Raw genomic sequence first — 18440 nt, forward strand, 5'->3', positions numbered from 1 at the left:
AAGGCATATGTGATAAAATAAGAACATACATTCCATCTCTCTTAATTTTTTTACGTGTGTTGTTTTGGCTATTAAGAAGGGTTGGTGCGAGTAGCTATAAATAATTATATTTTATAATGTCGGATAATCTGTTATTGAGAGCAATAAAAAAACAGTTACTTAGTAAAAAGTAACCGTTTTTTAGAATTTATATCGATTTAGAAGCCTGTTGTATGAGTGCAGCGACCATTTTATCCAACTGAGCAAAGCGGTCGTCCTGTGTTTGCCCCTTAGCATAACGATAATAAATTTGCTGACAAATAACGGCTAATTTGAAATAAGCAAATGTACAGTAATAATGAATAGTCGAAACATCTCGCCCACTTTTCTCCGCATATCGTTCAATAAACTGTTGTCGCGTATAAAAGCCTGGTAAAATGGTTACTGGTGGTTCTCCCAGTGCATATAACAACATTTTCGGGTCATCCGCATGCATCCAGTAGCTCATTGCTACACCGACATCGGCTAATGGGTCCCCTACCGTCGTCATTTCCCAATCAAAAAGGCCAATCATTTCGGCATAGTCCTCAGAAAACATCGCATTATTTAATTTATAGTCATAATGAATAATGGTTGCCTCATTATTGGAAGGAATATGATTTTTTAACCACTCTGTCAAAATAGCTACTTCCGCATGCTCTGCTGTTTTGGCCTTTTCATAGCGCTCTATCCAGCCATGAACTTGTCGTTCCATAAATCCATCAGGCTTCACCATATCCTTTAACGCTGTGTCTTGGTAGGGAATGGCATGAAGCGCCACTAAAGAGTCTACCATCATTTCGGACAACTGACGGGCTAGCTCCTCTGTTGGCTCTGTCCCATTTGGAAAATGCGTATCGAGAACAATACCTTTTTTGCGCTCCATTAAAAAGAAGTCGCTACCAATAACATCTCGATCCTCTACATAGACATATGGCTTTGGAACCGCTGTTAAAAACGGATGCAATGCTGATAAAATTGTAAATTCACGCTTCATATCATGTGCTTTCTTGGCTACTGGTCCAAGCGGTGGACGACGAAGAACGACTTCGAAATCAGCTATTTTTAAACAATACGTTAAATTGGAATGCCCTGCACTAAATTGCGAAATTTCAAGTTCACCCTGTGGTAGCTCAGGAAAATAGCTTGCCAAAAAGGCATGTAATTTGTCCACATCTAAACGCTCACTTGCCCTTACTTGCATCGTATCCATTTTATTCCCTCCCTAAATGATAGAGCTCATGCCCCCATCTACAACAATGACATCACCTGTTACATAGTCTGAAGCTGGTGCTGCTAAAAATAACGCCACACCTTTCAAATCATTTTCTGAGCCTAAACGTTTTAACGGTGTAACGTCCATCAAATAGTCCTGTCCTCGTTCAATTAAAACATTGGACATTTTCGTTGGGAAAAATCCAGGTGCTATCGCATTGACATTGACACCGTGTGGTCCCCATTTAACAGCTAAATCCTTCGTTAAGGTTATAACGGCCCCTTTACTCGCATTATAGGCAATGGTATCCATAAAGGCGGGAAGTGTGCCCCCAAGTCCTGCGATGGAAGCAATATTAATAATTTTGCCGCTTTTCTGCTCCAGCATAATTTTGCCCACTGCTTGGCTCATCAAAAAGGTCCCGTTGACATTGACATCAAATACTTTTTGCCAGGCTTCGTAGGGCATATCAATGGCAGGTGTCCCCCATGAAGCACCACTATTATTGACTAAAATATCTATTTTACCGAATGTAGTAATCGTTTTAGCCACCACATTAGCAATATCCTCTGGTTTTGTGACATCACAGGCTAGTGCTAATGTTTGAACACCTAGCTTTTCAAGTGCTATGGCAATCTCCTCACACGCTTCCACTTTTCTTGAGCATAAGACGACATTGGCCCCAGCCTCTGCAAATCCTTGAGCAATTTGCGCTCCGAGTCCCCGTCCCCCACCTGTCACTATCGCTGTTTTACCTTTTAAGCTAAATAACTCTAGGACCGTCATTTCATCAGCTCCTCTTGTTTTTTCGCATGCTTTTTCAATTCTAATTTAGCAATGGTATTACGATGTACTTCATCAGGACCATCTGCTAAACGTAATGTTCGTGAGTTTGCCCATTGTGCAGCAAGCGTCGTATCTGGCCCAACACCAGCCGCACCAAATGCTTGGATGGCTCGGTCAATAACCCTTAGTGCCATATTTGGTGCCACTACCTTAATCATAGCAATTTCAGCTTTAGCCTCTTTATTGCCTACTGTGTCCATCATATAGGCCGCTTTCAATGTTAAAAGTCTTGCTTGCTCAATATCCATACGAGATTCAGCAATACGCTCACGCATTACTCCTTGATCTGCCAACGGTCGATGAAACGCCTGTCGCTCCTGAACACGCACACACATTTCCTCCAATGCGCGCTCCGCAGCACCGATGAGACGCATACAGTGATGAATTCTTCCCGGTCCTAGTCGACCTTGAGCAATGGCAAACCCTTTTCCTTCTCCCCATAAAATATTGTCCACTGGTACACGTACATTGGTAAAGGTAACTTCACCATGACCCTCTGGTGCATGATCGTAGCCAAAAGCAGTCAGCATACGCTCTACTTTTACCCCTGGTGTATCCATCGGTACGAGAATCATAGACTGTTGCTCATGGATAGGGGCATTTGTATCCTTATGTTTACCCATAAAAATGGCCACTTTACAGCGAGGATCCCCAGCACCTGTCGTCCACCATTTATGGCCATTTAAAATGTATTCATCGCCATCTCGCTCAATGCTCGCCTCTATATTGGTAGCATCACTAGATGCAACAGCGGGCTCCGTCATCGCAAAGCATGACCGTATTTCTCCTCGTAACAATGGTTCAAGCCATTGCTTTTTTTGTTGTGCTGAGCCATAACGTACAAGCACTTCCATATTTCCAGTATCTGGTGCATTACAATTAAACACTTCTGGTGCCAGTAGTGAACGTCCCATAATTTCACATAAAGGGGCGTATTCTAAATTGCTTAATCCTGCTCCATATTCACTATCTGGCAAAAATAAATTCCACAATCCCGCCTGTTGTGCCTTCTGTTTCAATTCCTCCATAATGGGTGGAATCGCTCCCCAACGATCCTTCATAGCCTCTACCTGCGCTGCATAAACAGCCTCATTTGGATAAATGTATTGCTCCATAAAATTCGTTAGCTTGTCCTGTAACTTCACAACTTTTTCACTATAAGAAAAATTCATTGGAAGATACCCCCTTTGCTTGAACTTTAAAAATGAATGAAAATTCATTTTCATCGTGTTGAAAAACAAAACCATCCATAGCATTTTTGTGAAAGGTGAAAATGGATTTCCGTTGCAGGCTACTTGCTTTCCTGTCGGCGAGCGCCGAGCCGCTTCCGCTCCGTTTAGAGGCTCGCCTGTCTCACTATCCCCCTTCCACTCCAATTCATATAAATGTTTCTTTTTAGCAAGGTTTTCAACTAAAGTGAAGTTATTCACTACCCTTTATGGAGATGTGTTGTCACTTACCACTTCTTCACATTGAAAATAAAGGGCTATTTTGTTCACTACGGCTCGTATGAAAGAGAAGGAAAAGACACTTTTACCACATGGTTGATTGGAGTGGAGTGGAGCTAGCGTCACTAACGTCACAGGTGAGACCCTAGAGAGAACGCAGTGAGTGAAGCGGCTCATCGGACGCCCCCCTGGAAAGGACGCTGGCGGAACGGAAATCACCCCCTCGCCTTGCCAAAAAGTCTTTTTCTGCTATTGCCATGATCTTATTTCAACAACATAAAATGAATGAATATTCATTTTCATTCTTACATTAAATGTTACCGCTATTTTTCTAGTAAAGCAATGTTCTATTATGAATTTTCTAATAAAACAGAAAAAACATGACTTAAGGATTGCTTGCAAGTTATAGCATCTTATTTTCAAAAGAATGCAAAATATCTTTCAATAATTGTCGGATAGCCAATGGTAAATGACGATTTTTTAAAGATACTAAATAAACATTGCGACTTAAATTTGCACCTTCAATCTCTTTTTTTACAATGGTTTTGGCTGTTGGTCCTTGCAAATAGTTTTCAGGTAATATCGTTATCCCTAACTGTTCACGCACTAGTGAGACAGCCGTTTCAAAACGTTCGATTTCAAATTGTATGTTGATGTTTTTCCCAGCCTTTTCAAACATCGTTAAAATATCGTGTCTTGTTTGAAAGCCCTCGGTACTAATAATAAATGGCTCTTCACTAATATCCGAGATGGTTAAAGTCTCTTTCCTGGCTAACGGATGGTGTAAGGGTAACACTGCAACCAACCTCTCTTCATATAAGGTTTGGACTTCCAACTCTGGATCATCCATTAACTGATTCGTTATGATTAAATGGGTTTTATAGCTTTTTAACGATTTCTTCACACGTTTACTGCCTAAAATATCGACTAAATGAATCTTCATTTGTGGATAATCCTTTTTATAGTTAGCGATTACTTTAGGCAACCAATGCTTGATGGATTCCATAACACCAATGGTGATGTCCCTCGTGCCATGAACAATGACTTCATCCATTTCAATTTTCAATACTTCCATATTTTTCACAATAACTTTTGCCCGTTCAAAAAGTAGCTCTCCAGCTTCTGTTAATTGCAGATTTCTAGTATTTCTCTCCAATAAGGGGGAACCAATCTCTTGTTCTAATTTTTTGATAGCATTACTTAAGGAAGGCTGCGAAATATGCAGTCTTTCTGCGGCTTTCGAGAAATTCCTTTGTTCTGAAACAGCAATAAAATAGTGTAGTTGTTTAATATCCACTTATATAATCCTCCTTCATTTATAGTTAAAAGCTATAAGTTAATATTAATTATATATTAGTAATTATAATTATGTGAATATATAATGAATTACAACAATACTTTTTCTACAATAATTTTAGCAATGGGGTGAATAGGATTATGTACACACTAACAGATCAAAAACAATGGAAAGGCCGTATAGATTCAACGACAAATACAAGCAGTTTTCGTTTACATCAACAAGTAAAAAGATTGGCGATTAATGATGTAAGCGCTTCAGATAAGAAAAGGGCTGCACTCGTTGGTTTTATTTGCGATGAAGGGGTACGTCGAAATCAGGGTCGTTTAGGAGCAGCCAATGGACCGAACGCACTACGGGAAGGACTAGCTAGTTTACCGTGGACATTTGAGGATGATCAACAAATCATTGATGTTGGCAACATCGTTTGTCTTAATCATGATTTAGAGGAAGCGCAGCGTGAGCTTGGTGAAATTGTCGGAACAGTATTGCAAAAAAAATGTCAATGTATTGTGCTTGGGGGCGGTCATGAAACACTTTATGGCCATTATTTAGGTGTTCGTTCGGCATTATCAAAGGATGCTAAAATCGGCATTATTAATATAGATGCTCATTTTGATTTACGACCATACGATGAACAACCTTCTTCTGGTACTATGTTCCGTCAAATTTTAGAACAGGATCCATATGCTGATTATTTTGTTGTCGGTATTCAACGCTATGGCAATACAAGAGAACTGTTCGAAAAAGCGGATGAATTACAGGTAAAGTATGTGTTTGAAGATCACATGACAGTAGCCAACCAACAGCAATTATTGGATGAGCTACAACACTATATGGATCAACATGATTATGTTCTTTTAACCTTATGTATGGATGTCTTGAATGCAGCGTTTGCTCCAGGTGTAAGTGCACCTTCACCGTTTGGACTTGACCCATCAACTGTACGCACGATCCTACAAAAAGTCACTGCACATCCTCATACACATTCATTTGATGTTTGTGAGGTCAATCCGTTATTAGATGAAAATGGACGAACGGTTAAATTAGGTGCTTATTTTGTGTATGAAGCACTGAACAACTTACTTAGGGGGCAAGGCTCATGATCGAAATTAATCAAATAACAACGGTGTTTTTAGCCGTCGCACTCTTTGCATTGGGAAGCTTTCTTATTAATAAAATTGGATTTTTAAAGCGATTTTGTATTCCAGCTCCAGTGGTAGGTGGTTTATTGTTCGCTGCTCTCGCTACCATCTTAAAAACAACTGGTGTTCTAGAAATATCGCTCGATACGTCCTTGCAAAGCTTATTTATGATTACGTTCTTCACAACGATAGGCTTAGGGGCAAGCTTTAAATTAGTGAGACTCGGAGGAAAATTATTAGTTATTTATTGGCTAGCCTGTGGCTTCCTTGCTTTAATGCAAAATGTCATTGGGGTATCACTTGCCTCCCTCATGGGGATTCATCCTTTAATCGGAATGATGGCTGGTGCTGTTTCCATGGAAGGTGGTCATGGGGCTGCTGCCGCATTTGGACAAACATTAGAAGATTTGGGCATTTCCTCAGCCATGACGATTGGGGCTGCTGCCGCAACTTGTGGTCTAGTTGCTGGTGGATTAATTGGTGGTCCGATTGTCAAATATTTAGTCGGTAAATACAATTTAACACCTGATGAACAAGAAGCTGAAGCAGTCGAATATGAAAATAAACACGAACAAATTACATCTGACTCGTTCTTTACACAAGTCTTATTGATTACGTTCAGCATGGCTGTCGGCACATATGTTGGGACATTATTCTCAGAAGCAACAGGCTTCGTCCTACCAGGCTATGTAGGCGCAATGTTTGTGGCTGTATTAGTACGTAATATTATGGATAAAGTTAAACCTCAAGCAATTAATATGAAAAGCATTTCATTAATTGGGGATGTAACATTAGGCGTGTTCCTTTCAATGGCATTAATGAGTATCAAATTATGGGAAATTGCTGATTTAGCGCTACCATTATTCATCATCGTTTTTGTGCAAGTATTCTTTATTGTCGTATTTAGTATCTTCGTTTTGTTTAAGCTACTCGGCAAAAACTACGATGCAGCTGTGATGGTAGCTGGTTTTGCAGGACATGGTTTAGGGGCAACGCCAAATGCTATGGCAAATATGTCAGCTGTTGTGCAACGCTTCGGACCTTCTCAAAAAGCCTTTCTTGTTGTACCAATTGTCGGCGCCTTTTTAATCGACGTGTTTGGGATTCCTATTATTATTACAACCATTAATTTATTTAAATAAAAGGAGCTGTGCAGTGGTCTCTAGAAGACAATTGCACAGCTTTTCTATTATTTATTGTAATATCTCACTCACTGTAACAAATTCATAGCCTTGTTTCTGTAAATAAAGAATGACATTTTCTAAACCATTCGCTGTCGTTTGATGAATATCATGCATTAAAATGATACTGCCATCTTTTACAGAGGCTTTCACATACGCTAAAATTTTATCCGCATTATGATGTTTCCAATCTAGTGTATCAATCGACCATAAAATCGAAGGGATCGTCATGAACGAGCGCACTTGATCATTTGTCGCCCCATACGGTGGACGGAAAACGGTTGGGTATTGGCCAATGGCTGTATAAATCGCATTACTTGTGCCATTGACTTCTTGTTTAACCTCCGCTATGGATAAAGCCGTTAATTTTTTGTGATTCAAGGTATGGTTGCCAATTTCATGCCCAGCCTCATAGACTTGCTTGACGATAGCAGCATTTCTTGACACATTTTTCCCTACCATAAAGAATGTAGCCTTCGCATCGTATTTATTTAAAGTCGCCAATATTTGCGGTGTTACCTTGGCGTTAGGCCCATCATCAAATGTTAAAGCTACACGTTTTTTAGCACCCTTCACTACTGGCACACCTTTATTATACACTTTATTATCGGTTAGCTGAATATTGGCTAGCTCAGAAGCTTTGACATACCCTTTTTGGTCGCCCGCTTCTACATAGGCCCAGCCTGCAAGCGTTATGTAATACTGGACAGCTGTATTATTGGCAAGTGTACCAAGAACTTCTCCATGTGGGCTAGCAGTTAAACGTAATTCAGCACCAGCCACAGCGTTGATTCGTTTCTTCGTTGGAACAGGTTTTTTTAAAGCATTTGTTGCCACATATCCTATATCCTGCCCATATTGGACGAAAGACCAGCCTCCAGGTGCTGTGCCATACACATAAATCATGCGTCCTTCATAAAGCGATCCTGCCTGCTGTGCATTTTGGCTTGGCGCAGTAAATAGCGTCGCACCACCCTTTTGAATGACTAAATAGCCGACAGACTTCAACTTGACTAAAACATCAGATGGCACAAAGCCTGCCTGCTCTGGCGTTTGAATATGTGTCCACCCTTTGCTTGCTTGCGTCACTGTGACAAAATGTCCCTTCGCCAATTCCCCCATCTCATTGCTAGTTTTGGAAGGCTTTTCATAAATGACCGTATCCTTCATCACTTTTTGAATTACCACTGGCCCTTCAGCACTTGCTGACAATTGCCCAGCAAATAAACACATCATCAATGTCAACACGATTGCATAGGGTAAAAATTTTGTCATTGTTCTTCACCGTCCTTAGATGTCTTCCCATGTCGTTTGCTAAAAAAATGCTAAGAATTAACTATCATTATAGAGTAACCATTCAGACCAGAAAATAGTAGTAATCGACTAGATTCCATCTTCCAAGAGCCTTCACATCTGTATAATATTAACCTTACTACATTTCTCCTTCCCTTTTTTCTATAAAACTATGCGTAGATTATGATAATGACATGTTGAGCCCTCCTTTTTGTGGAGTGATTGAGTGGCTCGCTCCTATTTTGGAGCGAATTCCCCAGAGCTTCCCCAACCATGAGGGCATCTTCCCCGCATCAATAAGCAAAGGGCTACAAAAAGTAATCGTTTTGCTTGATCCAGGAGAGACTTCCCTCAAAAATGGATTATCTAGCACCATCGCAAAACAAGAAATGTCTTCCTTTCAAATAAGACGTTGGAAACGATGAAAAAGTTGAGATGTTTTCATCTTTTTTCCACTTACAGGGCATCATAGGCAGTTAAAGCATCTTCGATATGAGGGGGTGGCGTCCAAACATAGGTCGGGGCATTGGTTGTAATGAAAAGAAATGATTTTCCTTCTTTTTCGATAATGGACGCCAGACAGAGCCCTGCTTCTGGTGTATATCCTGTTTTCCCTCCTAGTATGGGGCCATCTACACTAGGCACTTTTGTAAACAACGAGTTTGTGATAATTAATTCATTAGGCACATGGGTTGTATAGCTTTTCGAGGTAAATATTTGATAAAAGATAGGGTTTTCTAACGCATAGCGTAGAAGCTTACTGATATCCCGCACGCTAGATACATGTGCCTCATCATGTAGGCCACTGGTATTAACAAAATATGTATCATGCATGCCTAATTCCTGCGCCTTGTTATTCATCAAAGTGACGAATTTGTCCTCACTGCCTGCGATAGCATCTGCAAGAGTTCCTGTTGCATCGGCACCTGAGGCAAGGAGTGTGCCATATAATAAATCCTCCATTGTAACAAAGTCTCCTGCTTGAAAGCCTGCCATCGAAGCATTTTGGGCCGTATAGTTGGCAATCGTTTGAGGTTCTACAATTGTTTGTCTTTGTAAATCCTCTGTCATCTCTATGGCAACGATGGCTGTCATAATCTTGGTTAAGGAAGCTGGATAAATAATAGCATCTGCATTTTTTTCGTATAATACTTCGCCTTGTTCATTGAGCAATAAAGCATTATGACTATGTAATGATGGCAGTTCTAGCTGAGCGCGTTCATATATTTTGTTTGTATAATAAAATAAGAAAACCACGATACAAATACAACAACATAACATCCATTTTTTCATAAAAAAACGCCTCCTACACATTATAATAGGTGGCATTTCTGAATATTCCTTGAGAACAATGTGATGAACTCAAATATCTTTATATGTACTAATCATCTTCGATATTAGAACAAATTCTTGAGATTTCTTTATTGGTTGACTTGAATAATACATCTTGAGTGCCTTTTTTTATTAAGTCCTGCATAGACACCCTGTAAAATTCGCCCAGTCAGACCATGCGAGACAATAATCACTTTTGGGAATTGTTGAATCCCGTCAAGCCAAGATGTTAGTCTGCGCACAACAGTCTCATAACTTTCTCCATCCGGTGCACGAAAATACCAATTAAAGGCATCCGTGTTCGTTAACGATAGCGTATATTTTGTATTATATTACCATATCAAGCATAACTCATTAACTTTTATTGTTTTTATGGACATTTATATGATTATTTACTGTAACATGAATCGTTATTATCCGTGGTAAAATACAAGCACACACTAAAATAATGGCAAACCATTTTTTCATTCGTCTACTCCTTATCTTAAAAAGTGTTATCAAAAAGCTTTTCTGATAGGCCCTGTAAAATATCTTGCTCCTCAAAAGTCATCAATTCTTCTTTCGAGATTGTTGCCTGTTGAATCAATCGGTTTGATTGGATCGTCACCAATTTTTCAAACAGGTTTCGAATATAGCGACCATTCGAGAAATTAGGAATTGTTTCAATTGGCATTTGGCGTAGCTGCACTTTCATATGTTGGGCAAATGCTTCTCCGAATTGATAATCATTCGTTTGACAAAGCATAGCAAAAATAGCAAAGAGTTCATCGGTGCTAAAATTATCGAACTGGACAAAATGATTAAAGCGAGATTTAAAGCCTGGATTAGCTTGTAAAAACTCCTCCATAAGCTCTGTATACCCAGCAACGATAATTACTAAGTCATCACGTAGATCCTCCATTGCTTTTAATAAACTGTCAATCGCTTCCTTACCAAATGCATCCTGTTTATCATGAATTAATGAGTAGGCTTCATCAATAAAGAGAACCCCCCCTTTGCTTTGTTAACAACTTCCTGAACCTTGAGTGCTGTTTGCCCTACATATCCAGCGACCAATCCTGCGCGATCTGTTTCAACAAAATGTCCGCTTGATAACACGCCAAGATGCTTGTAGATTTGGCCAATAATGCGTGCCACTGTTGTTTTACCTGTCCCTGGATTGCCTGAGAAAACAAGATGATACGTAATTGGAAAGCTTGTTAATCCATGATCGACACGCAGGCTTTGGATTTTAATGAAGTTTATTAAATTATGTAATTCTTTTTTTGCGTTCGGCAATCCTACAAGACTGTCCAATTGCTTTTGTAGTTTAGTAATCTCCTGTTCGATTTCAGGTGTAATGCGCAATCGTTCATCATTGATAAATTCACCACTGTAAATAATTTTGCCATCTTCATTAAAATAATCGCCTCGTCCATGCTTTTTGCCATGAACCAATTCCCCTCTATAGGAAGCCTGTCCATTGGCATAATAAAGCGTTCCATGCCCTGTCATCTTATCTTCTTTAAACTGTCCTTCCGCTTCCAGCATACCCTGCCTAGAAAAAACTTTCCCTTTGCCATGTTTCAGATCTTCAAAGAAATGACCCTCATAGTGGCATGTTGTGACACCACGGGCAAGCTCTTCAGCCGTTGGTGATTCTGTCGGATAATAGAGCTTACCAGCCCCTTGCATATGATGCCAAATAAAATCACCCTCATATTGTAAAAACCCATTTGGATAATACTGCTTGCCTTTTCCTTTTTTCATGCCATGTACAAAATCACCCTCATACTGTGGCTGATTTAAATGAGGATATTGTGCCCGCAATGCTTGATAAGGAGCCGTCACATCCTCTTCATAATATAAGATGCCATAGCCATCCATTAAATCATTGCGAAAATGACCCTCATAATGCTTTTGACCATCCTTATATAAAATGCCATGACCCTGTTTTTTATTTTGAATGAATTCTCCCTGATAAATAAGTTGCCCTTTTAAATACATGATGCCATTGCCTTGCTTCATATGATTGACGAATTCCCCCTCGAATAAGAGCTCGCCATCTTGATCAAAAAGCATGCCTTTCCCATCATAGATATCATGGCCAAAATCATTTTTTTTGACGCCGCCTCGATACATAATAGTTCTATCTGGATAAAATAGTTCTTTTTCTGCATAATTATATGTCATTTTATTGCCTTCCTTTATCATTTCAGTATATGCTCAATTATAGCGTGGAAAAGAATACATATGTGCGAATTTTTAGAATTTAAGGAGACGAGTATGAAAAAAAGATACAAACTACTTCTAGGCATTTTACTACCATTACTTATTCTGTATATCTCAACAATGCTACTAACAAGGGACACCGATTTTACAACAGAGGTAACAGAGCGTCTCGATTTGAAGGAAATTCATGAAATTGAAGTCATTCGTTCTTCGGATGAAAAAACGATCATGCTTACAAATAAAGCAGAAATCGACCAAATAATGCAGCCATTAAAAGACCTGCCATTAAAAAAAGTATGGTTTGCTAAATCCGATTTTAAAGAAGCTTATTGGCTGACGTTATCGATCAATGATGACAGGGAAATCGGCTTACGTATAGATGATAATCACCATTTATTCGTTTATTTATATGAAGAAAATTATATGAAAGATTACAAGCTCAATCATGATGTCGATTTGACATTCATTGAACAACTTTTTCAGTAATAGTAAAACCCGTGCTTAAAATTGCGCGGGTTTTTAAATACAATGATAATTTTGCTGCATTGCCTGTATAGTTTCTATCATCTCTTCTCTCAGCTCGATTGGCTCCAATATCTCTAGATCTGCTCCCTGACTTAAAAACCACCTATTGATGTCGTTTCCAAACACATTTGCTTCAAATAAGTAGGCATGATCATTTTGCGATACGAGCTTGGCTGTCGGAAATCGATTGAAAACAGTTTGGGGGTACTTTCCTCTATAGAGAAATCGTATAGGCTCACTAACATCAATCAATGGCTGATCCTTGTGGAGCTCACCTATTTGAAATGTTTTATCCTGTTCACGAAGATGCTGAATACGATCCATTCGGTAAACAGTTGGACTATCTTGATTATCTGCTAGAACATAAAAATAGGGTGCTGAAAAGATCACAGCTAGAGGCTTTACCATCTTTTCGGTGGAGATACATTCTCCCTCAGCTACATAATCAATTGTCATGACCTTGTTCTTTTGAATGGCTGCTGAAATGCTCCAAATGAATGGTACTAAGGATTGGTTATGTTGTACATCTACCTCTACCGATTTTTCCTTTAATAGTATTTGAGCATCCTGATCTGCTGCCACAATAGAAATAAGCTTCTCCAACAGTTCATTCATCTCAGTCTTACTAAATGCTCTTGATTGAATTAGTATTTTAATAATAACTAATACTTGTTCTTTAGATAAACGATTATGATCTGTTTGTATTAGTTTATATACTTTTTCTGTACGAACATATTGTAAGCGGCAATTAAGTTTAGCCTTTCTCAGATATGTACGAATTTCGTCGATATCCCGTTGTATGGTTTTTTCACCAACCTGATGTGTCAATGCTTCCTGCTTCTTGTTGATTCCTTGGCCATCCATCAATCGATCAAATATCGAAAGAACACGATAGCCTTTGCTTTGTTGTGAATCTACCATATATCCCACTCTTTCTTCTATCATGCCCAACAGATTCTAAGTTGGGCATCATTAACCTTTACTACCATAACCATTATACCTTATCTGCATAATAGGTATTATACGCATCTTATGATAAAACATCATTAAAGCAGCACAATAGACTGTATTTTTAACATAATTAACTAAAATTTTACAATAAATTCGATAAACGCAGCATTTTCGCAATAAAATAAAGTAAAGCCGTTGATTTCCGCTACAGGCGCAGTCAAGCTATTTCCCTCCGCTTCGCTTTCACACAGAAAACGTCCTCTCAGTCCAGAATCTCAACTTCCGCTTCTCCCGCAGGAGTCAGCGCTCTTCATTCCATCAGCTTCTACATAAAGAACTCCAACTACATATGTTGATGAAAAGCAAGCGTTTGAGGTGACCAAGCCTACCAAAATGTACAGAAAGTAAGAACTCATTCAACTTCCTATTTGGGGATTCTATGTGAAGGAAGCTGAACATTTACGATAGTTCAATAACATCAAACAAATCAAAGAAACCATTAAGCATGGTTTTACGGATGCGATGGGTAACTTTAAGAAGTCTAAAAAAATGTCCATGCAAGCGCTCTTTTGGTAATAGTTTACCAAATGTTGAATATGAAAGAGAGAAAAAAATGACAAAAGCCATCGAGAGCATATCAAACTTCTCGATGGCTTCTATCCCCCAGTCTGAAACTGTTATTTAAATCTCACAGCCGTTCCATATACCAACACTTCTGATGTGCCATCCATTACAGATGAAGTCGCATAACGGACACCTACAATGGCATCTGCTCCCATTTGTTGGGCTTCCTCTATCATTGCCTGTGTGGCGATTTCGCGAGAACGCACAAGCATCTCAGCATACTCTTTCATCTCGCCACCCACAATATTACGAAGACCAGCTATCATGTCTCGACCGATGTTTCTTGATTGAACAGAATTTCCTCGCACTAGTCCTAAAGTGTCGATAATGTCTTTTCCTGCTATCACGTCTGATGTAGCTAACAGCATGATTATGCCTCCTCGTTGTTCAATTTTTGTACGGCTTCCACAGCCTCTTCAATGGAAGACGTTATAACGCCATTACGTTTAATTAACCCCACAACAAATAGATTACGGTAAACGAACTGATTCTCTAGCCCATCTCGGATTAGCGCCTCTATTTTTTGCATATTGTCTCGTCCTTGCTGACGAACATCTGTCAGTACACCAATAATAGGACGATTCAGCATAGAGAACGCACCAATTTCAGCGGCCACACCTGAATCAATTTCAACCCCATCCAATACAGCTATCAATACATCACTATTTTGCAGCATTTCTAAATCTGCTTGAGCAATGGCTAAGCTATCTGCATAGGCTGATTTATCATTGATAGCATCGTTTTCCTGTGGTACGTATAAAGCGATGTCTGGCACGGCCTCCCGAATAGCTGCTGCCAATTGCTCATTGACGAAGCGATCTCCTAAAGAAAATAATCCGTTTGCTAAATATGCTTTCATGTTTAAAACTCCTTAATCGAATGTTTTTTCAAATATAATTTTATGTCTTCCTTTTTCATCAAGAAATGTTGAAACGATATCAAAGCCATGTTTGAGATTGGTAATGAGCATGGCTTTGCGTGTATTTCTACCATATGTACGAACTTTTTGAAATCCTACTTCCTGAATAGCCGCATGCTGCGCCTTCATTAATTGACTAGCAATACCTCGCCCCCGCATTGTCACATGAACACCACCCAACCAACTATAAAAAACACCATCTGGATGTGGATAGCCCAGTTTAAAGCCGAATAGCGCCTCATCTTCAACTGCCAATAAACAAAGAAGACCTTCTTTCTTTTCTAGCTTTTCGACTGGCAGTTTGGCACCGTCAAAGACGTGAGCATGAATTTCCTGTAATGGCTCAAGCCAAGCATAGGGTATGCCTTCAATCGTCAAAATATGCATGTTCATCACCTCTGTCTGTCATTATAACAGTTCTATAGCCTGATGAAAAAGGCGGCCTTCTGCTCCGAAAGCAATCGTTGCTATCACATAAAAGCAACTATTTTAACCATTTTTCACCCATCCTATTTTCGTCATCCGTCAAATTCAGTATACTTGACCCACATAACAAACATACGTAAGGAGGAAGTCTTATTGACATTATTTACTAGTTGGCTAACAAATTCACTACGCCCTTATTTCGGTCTACATATGCTAGAAAATCATTGGGACACACATCAAATTCGAGAAGATTACTTTATTTGCTTCGAGGGGGATGTGATTAAAAAAAGAATTTTCGTTAATGAGCATAGCTACCAGGAAGCTGATGTGGACATTTTAACACGTAATCGTGAAATGATTGTCCCACAAACCGCACGTGGAAAGGAAAAGAAATTAAATTACACAACGATTTCTGCCGTGAAAGCAACAGGTGTTATTTTTTCTGCTGGTCTAGGCAATGAACACCAGCCATCAAGCTATATTACAGCTCGCAATGCAAAAACATATTATCAGCTTCCGCTTACAGGTTTTGAGCATTTAACGACTAAGTCGGCGATCATGGATTGGCTACTGCAATTTCCGACTCAGCTTCCTACAGATTACGCAGACAAGCTAAAAAAGCTGACAAAGATGAAAAGTTTACGTTATAAGGCTATACCAGGCGATATTTTTCGTGTAGAGATTGATCTATTCGTCAACGGCTATGTGCTGGTTATTGGCGATTTACGGCAAATGCAAAAAGATCAGTTATTTGCAGAAGATAGTATTTGGCATAATGTGATGACTATGCCTTTATTTATTCGTCCTTATCTGTTGACCACGACAGAGCGTTTGCCTTCTCTTGAGGAAATTACCGCTGCTCCATTAGCTTCCCAAACACAAATCGTCATGGACGACTATTTTATGAGGGGCTGCTATGAAAAGCTTGGTCATAAAACGTTAACAGAAGACGATATTTTATTCCCTCTAGGTTACGGACAGACTCTCCACTATGGGAAGGAGCCTCGTTACCGTCTTTCATGGGGCACAGGAACGATTAGCAAGCCAGCATCTATCACTACATTTCAAACAGGCAATCGTTTTACAAACCACGGTGTCTCTGCAGGCGTTGCAACTGATTGGTTGAAATCAGAGGAAGAAAATGCATCTAGATCACTGGCTCATCCGTACTATCATAAAGAACATCAACAGGCATTCGCTGAATTTGGCTTACCAGCAGATATTACTTATGATGAATTTAATCGTCAAACTGGCGGATTAACGCGTCATGAATATCTTCATTATCTCCATAAATCCGAAAATCGCTCACACAAAAAATAGAGGGAGTATCGTCAGGCTCCCTCTTGTCATTTTGTCGATGGTTGATTTCGCCCAATTATGACTTATAATATAAAGATATCATCAACCACTCCATCACTAGAGGTGCATTTTGTATGTATTTTGGCATTATTCCACTCATTCTTTTTGTCATTTTTCTCATTTCTTATTTAAAAGACCCAAGAAAAATGATCAATGGACTATTATTTAATCTATTTATTTGTTCTTTTCTGTTATTCTGCGTCATCGCATCTTTAGCATCTGACCATTACTTTTTAAGGCTCATTGTTATTATCCCTTTTATTGCCCTATTTATCTTGATTCCTTTTGGCATTCTTGCCTTAATGTTTGGTTTATTTTTAAATGCGAGAGTATTGATAAAGCGAGAAGGTCGACGTTTGGCCAATTCTTTAACATTACTGGTCGCCATAGGCATATTGCTATTTATCCTCTTACCGATTATCTATCCAGCGAGTGTGTTTTCAATCCACCTCCAACCGATCTTTGGTGGGATCTCGCTGATCACGTTTTATTTCTTTATCCATTTATCTAATTTTTTGTCCGCCTATTTTCTTTATCAATTCAATCGACCAAAGCTGAATCAAGATTTTATCATCGTGCTAGGAAGTGGCTTGATCAATGACAAAGTACCGCCGCTGTTAGCTAGTAGAATTCAAAAAGCAATGGACTTCTACCATAAGCAAGCGGCTGTTACTACGCCACCAACCATTATTTTCTCTGGTGGACAAGGTCCTGACGAGAATCTACCTGAAGCTGAAGCAATGCAACGATATGCGATTGAAAAAGGCATTCCAATTGAGCATACTTTACAGGAGAACCGCTCTGTCAATACCTATCAAAATATGTTATTTTCTAAACAACTGATGGATGATCGGAAACAAGGTAAGGACTATAGCAGTATTTTTACGACGAATAACTTCCACCTATTTCGCGCTGGTATTTATGCAAGACTTGCGGGCTTGAATAGTCAAGGCATAGGATCAAAGACAGCCTTTTATTATTGGCCAAATGCCATGATTCGTGAGTATGTGGCGATTGTTGTGATGGGACGAAAACGACATATGAAAATGATTGGACCTATTGTTGGCATTTCCATCATCTTATCTTTATTTAGTTTTTTCTTTGTATAATGTCTTTCATATGGATTCGCGCACTTTCTATAGGAAGTGTCACGAATCCTTTTATGATTGGTCACACCATATAGTTCTTCATTTTTTGCTCAAATACCGTCTCGTAGTAGTATTTACGAGGATAGCTTTGTTCCTGCAGTACCTGATAGAGAATAGATTGACCTTCCTCGTAGCGAATGCCCTCATCACAATTGTCAAATAGTTTCCGAGATAACTGTCTTACTAGACAAACATCCTTCGCTGCCACCCTCCAGCCAAATCGAATTAAATCCTGCTGATCTAGTGGATCACGATAAGTATCAAGTACAATACAGGCATGCGGCAGATGCTTATTAGCAAATACTAAAACATGCCCTGTATGAATGGACTGATCAAAAAAACGTTCGTAAATTTCTTTTATTGGCACTTGGATATTAAGCACATCCATAATGGCTTGCAATGTTGGCTGAGGAATATAATGATCATTTTCCTCATCTGGATAGTCAAGCAATTCCATGATGGAAGCCATTATCCAAAAATCATAGGTCACTTCCAATGACC

18 protein-coding genes and 1 pseudogene are annotated in these 18440 nt (G+C 39.3%); 5 read left to right on the top strand and 14 right to left on the bottom strand.

Annotation, left to right across the window (positions count from 1 at the left end; translation table 11 throughout):
- Positions 1–187: 187 nt before the first annotated feature.
- From MHI04_RS12505 to MHI04_RS12520, 4 genes are all read right to left on the bottom strand, one after another.
- Complete coding sequence (locus MHI04_RS12505) at positions 188–1231, bottom strand: phosphotransferase family protein (protein WP_330493274.1); 1044 nt, start codon at positions 1229–1231, stop codon at positions 188–190.
- A 12-nt stretch (positions 1232–1243) separates the two neighbouring features.
- Positions 1244–2020, bottom strand: a complete 777-nt coding sequence (locus MHI04_RS12510; RefSeq protein ID WP_036117118.1) for an SDR family oxidoreductase — start codon at positions 2018–2020, stop codon at positions 1244–1246.
- Positions 2017–3252 carry an acyl-CoA dehydrogenase family protein gene (locus tag MHI04_RS12515; protein ID WP_342534880.1) on the bottom strand — a complete coding sequence of 412 codons (1236 nt, stop codon included), beginning with the start codon at positions 3250–3252 and terminating at the stop codon, positions 2017–2019. Before MHI04_RS12515 ends, MHI04_RS12510 begins: the two co-directional genes overlap by 4 nt.
- A 679-nt stretch (positions 3253–3931) precedes the next feature.
- Positions 3932–4825: a LysR family transcriptional regulator gene (locus MHI04_RS12520; RefSeq protein WP_101966727.1), complete on the bottom strand. Its 894-nt coding sequence runs from the start codon at positions 4823–4825 to the stop codon at positions 3932–3934.
- 140 nt (positions 4826–4965) lie between these two features.
- On the opposite strand from MHI04_RS12520, the gene hutG reads away from it, so the two are divergent.
- Positions 4966–5931: a formimidoylglutamase gene (hutG, locus tag MHI04_RS12525; protein WP_271910087.1), complete on the top strand. Its 966-nt coding sequence runs from the start codon at positions 4966–4968 to the stop codon at positions 5929–5931.
- Positions 5928–7112 carry a sodium/glutamate symporter gene (gltS, locus tag MHI04_RS12530; protein WP_058843652.1) on the top strand — a complete coding sequence of 395 codons (1185 nt, stop codon included), beginning with the start codon at positions 5928–5930 and terminating at the stop codon, positions 7110–7112. Before hutG ends, gltS begins: the two co-directional genes overlap by 4 nt.
- Before the next feature lie 51 nt (positions 7113–7163).
- Here the strand turns inward: gltS and MHI04_RS12535 are convergent, their stop codons facing one another.
- The 5 genes and pseudogenes from MHI04_RS12535 to MHI04_RS12555 all read right to left on the bottom strand — a co-directional run bounded on the left by MHI04_RS12535 (position 7164) and on the right by MHI04_RS12555 (position 11948).
- Positions 7164–8426: a polysaccharide deacetylase family protein gene (locus tag MHI04_RS12535; RefSeq protein ID WP_101966729.1), complete on the bottom strand. Its 1263-nt coding sequence runs from the start codon at positions 8424–8426 to the stop codon at positions 7164–7166.
- 474 nt (positions 8427–8900) lie between these two features.
- Positions 8901–9737 (bottom strand): serine hydrolase, encoded by an 837-nt coding sequence (locus MHI04_RS12540; protein ID WP_036117134.1) that lies wholly within the window; start codon positions 9735–9737, stop codon positions 8901–8903.
- Positions 9738–9865: 128 nt separating this feature from the next.
- Positions 9866–10027, bottom strand: a pseudogene (locus MHI04_RS12545) (histidine phosphatase family protein); the annotation flags it as partial.
- Between the two features lie 233 nt (positions 10028–10260).
- Positions 10261–10755: a hypothetical protein gene (locus tag MHI04_RS12550; RefSeq protein ID WP_342535774.1), complete on the bottom strand. Its 495-nt coding sequence runs from the start codon at positions 10753–10755 to the stop codon at positions 10261–10263.
- On the bottom strand, positions 10734–11948 hold the full coding sequence (locus MHI04_RS12555) for an AAA family ATPase (protein WP_342534881.1): 1215 nt from the start codon (positions 11946–11948) through the stop codon (positions 10734–10736). The genes MHI04_RS12550 and MHI04_RS12555 overlap by 22 nt, the downstream gene beginning before the upstream one ends.
- A 93-nt stretch (positions 11949–12041) precedes the next feature.
- On the opposite strand from MHI04_RS12555, the gene MHI04_RS12560 reads away from it, so the two are divergent.
- Positions 12042–12473 (top strand): hypothetical protein, encoded by a 432-nt coding sequence (locus MHI04_RS12560; RefSeq protein WP_036117138.1) that lies wholly within the window; start codon positions 12042–12044, stop codon positions 12471–12473.
- 33 nt (positions 12474–12506) lie between these two features.
- On the opposite strand, the gene MHI04_RS12565 is transcribed toward MHI04_RS12560, so the two are convergent.
- The 4 genes from MHI04_RS12565 to MHI04_RS12580 form a co-directional block, all read right to left on the bottom strand.
- The gene (locus MHI04_RS12565) at positions 12507–13433 is read right to left on the bottom strand and encodes a WYL domain-containing protein (RefSeq protein WP_342534882.1); all 927 of its coding nucleotides are present in this window, start codon (positions 13431–13433) and stop codon (positions 12507–12509) included.
- A 707-nt stretch (positions 13434–14140) separates the two neighbouring features.
- The gene (locus MHI04_RS12570) at positions 14141–14455 is read right to left on the bottom strand and encodes a YbjQ family protein (RefSeq protein ID WP_036117142.1); all 315 of its coding nucleotides are present in this window, start codon (positions 14453–14455) and stop codon (positions 14141–14143) included.
- A 2-nt stretch (positions 14456–14457) separates the two neighbouring features.
- Complete coding sequence (locus MHI04_RS12575) at positions 14458–14946, bottom strand: nucleoside 2-deoxyribosyltransferase (RefSeq protein ID WP_058843648.1); 489 nt, start codon at positions 14944–14946, stop codon at positions 14458–14460.
- A 12-nt stretch (positions 14947–14958) separates the two neighbouring features.
- Positions 14959–15393 (bottom strand): GNAT family N-acetyltransferase, encoded by a 435-nt coding sequence (locus tag MHI04_RS12580; protein ID WP_058843647.1) that lies wholly within the window; start codon positions 15391–15393, stop codon positions 14959–14961.
- 192 nt (positions 15394–15585) lie between these two features.
- Between MHI04_RS12580 and MHI04_RS12585 the strand changes: the two genes are divergently transcribed.
- The gene (locus tag MHI04_RS12585; protein ID WP_342534883.1) at positions 15586–16752 is read left to right on the top strand and encodes an immunity 26/phosphotriesterase HocA family protein; all 1167 of its coding nucleotides are present in this window, start codon (positions 15586–15588) and stop codon (positions 16750–16752) included.
- A gap of 113 nt (positions 16753–16865) precedes the next feature.
- Complete coding sequence (locus MHI04_RS12590) at positions 16866–17900, top strand: YdcF family protein (protein ID WP_342534884.1); 1035 nt, start codon at positions 16866–16868, stop codon at positions 17898–17900.
- A 61-nt stretch (positions 17901–17961) separates the two neighbouring features.
- On the opposite strand, the gene MHI04_RS12595 is transcribed toward MHI04_RS12590, so the two are convergent.
- Positions 17962–18429, bottom strand: a complete 468-nt coding sequence (locus MHI04_RS12595; protein WP_036116918.1) for a hypothetical protein — start codon at positions 18427–18429, stop codon at positions 17962–17964.
- Positions 18430–18440 lie beyond the last annotated feature (11 nt).

The organism is Lysinibacillus sp. FSL K6-1151 (genome assembly GCF_038630755.1).
GTDB classification, from domain to species: domain Bacteria; phylum Bacillota; class Bacilli; order Bacillales_A; family Planococcaceae; genus Lysinibacillus; species Lysinibacillus fusiformis_D.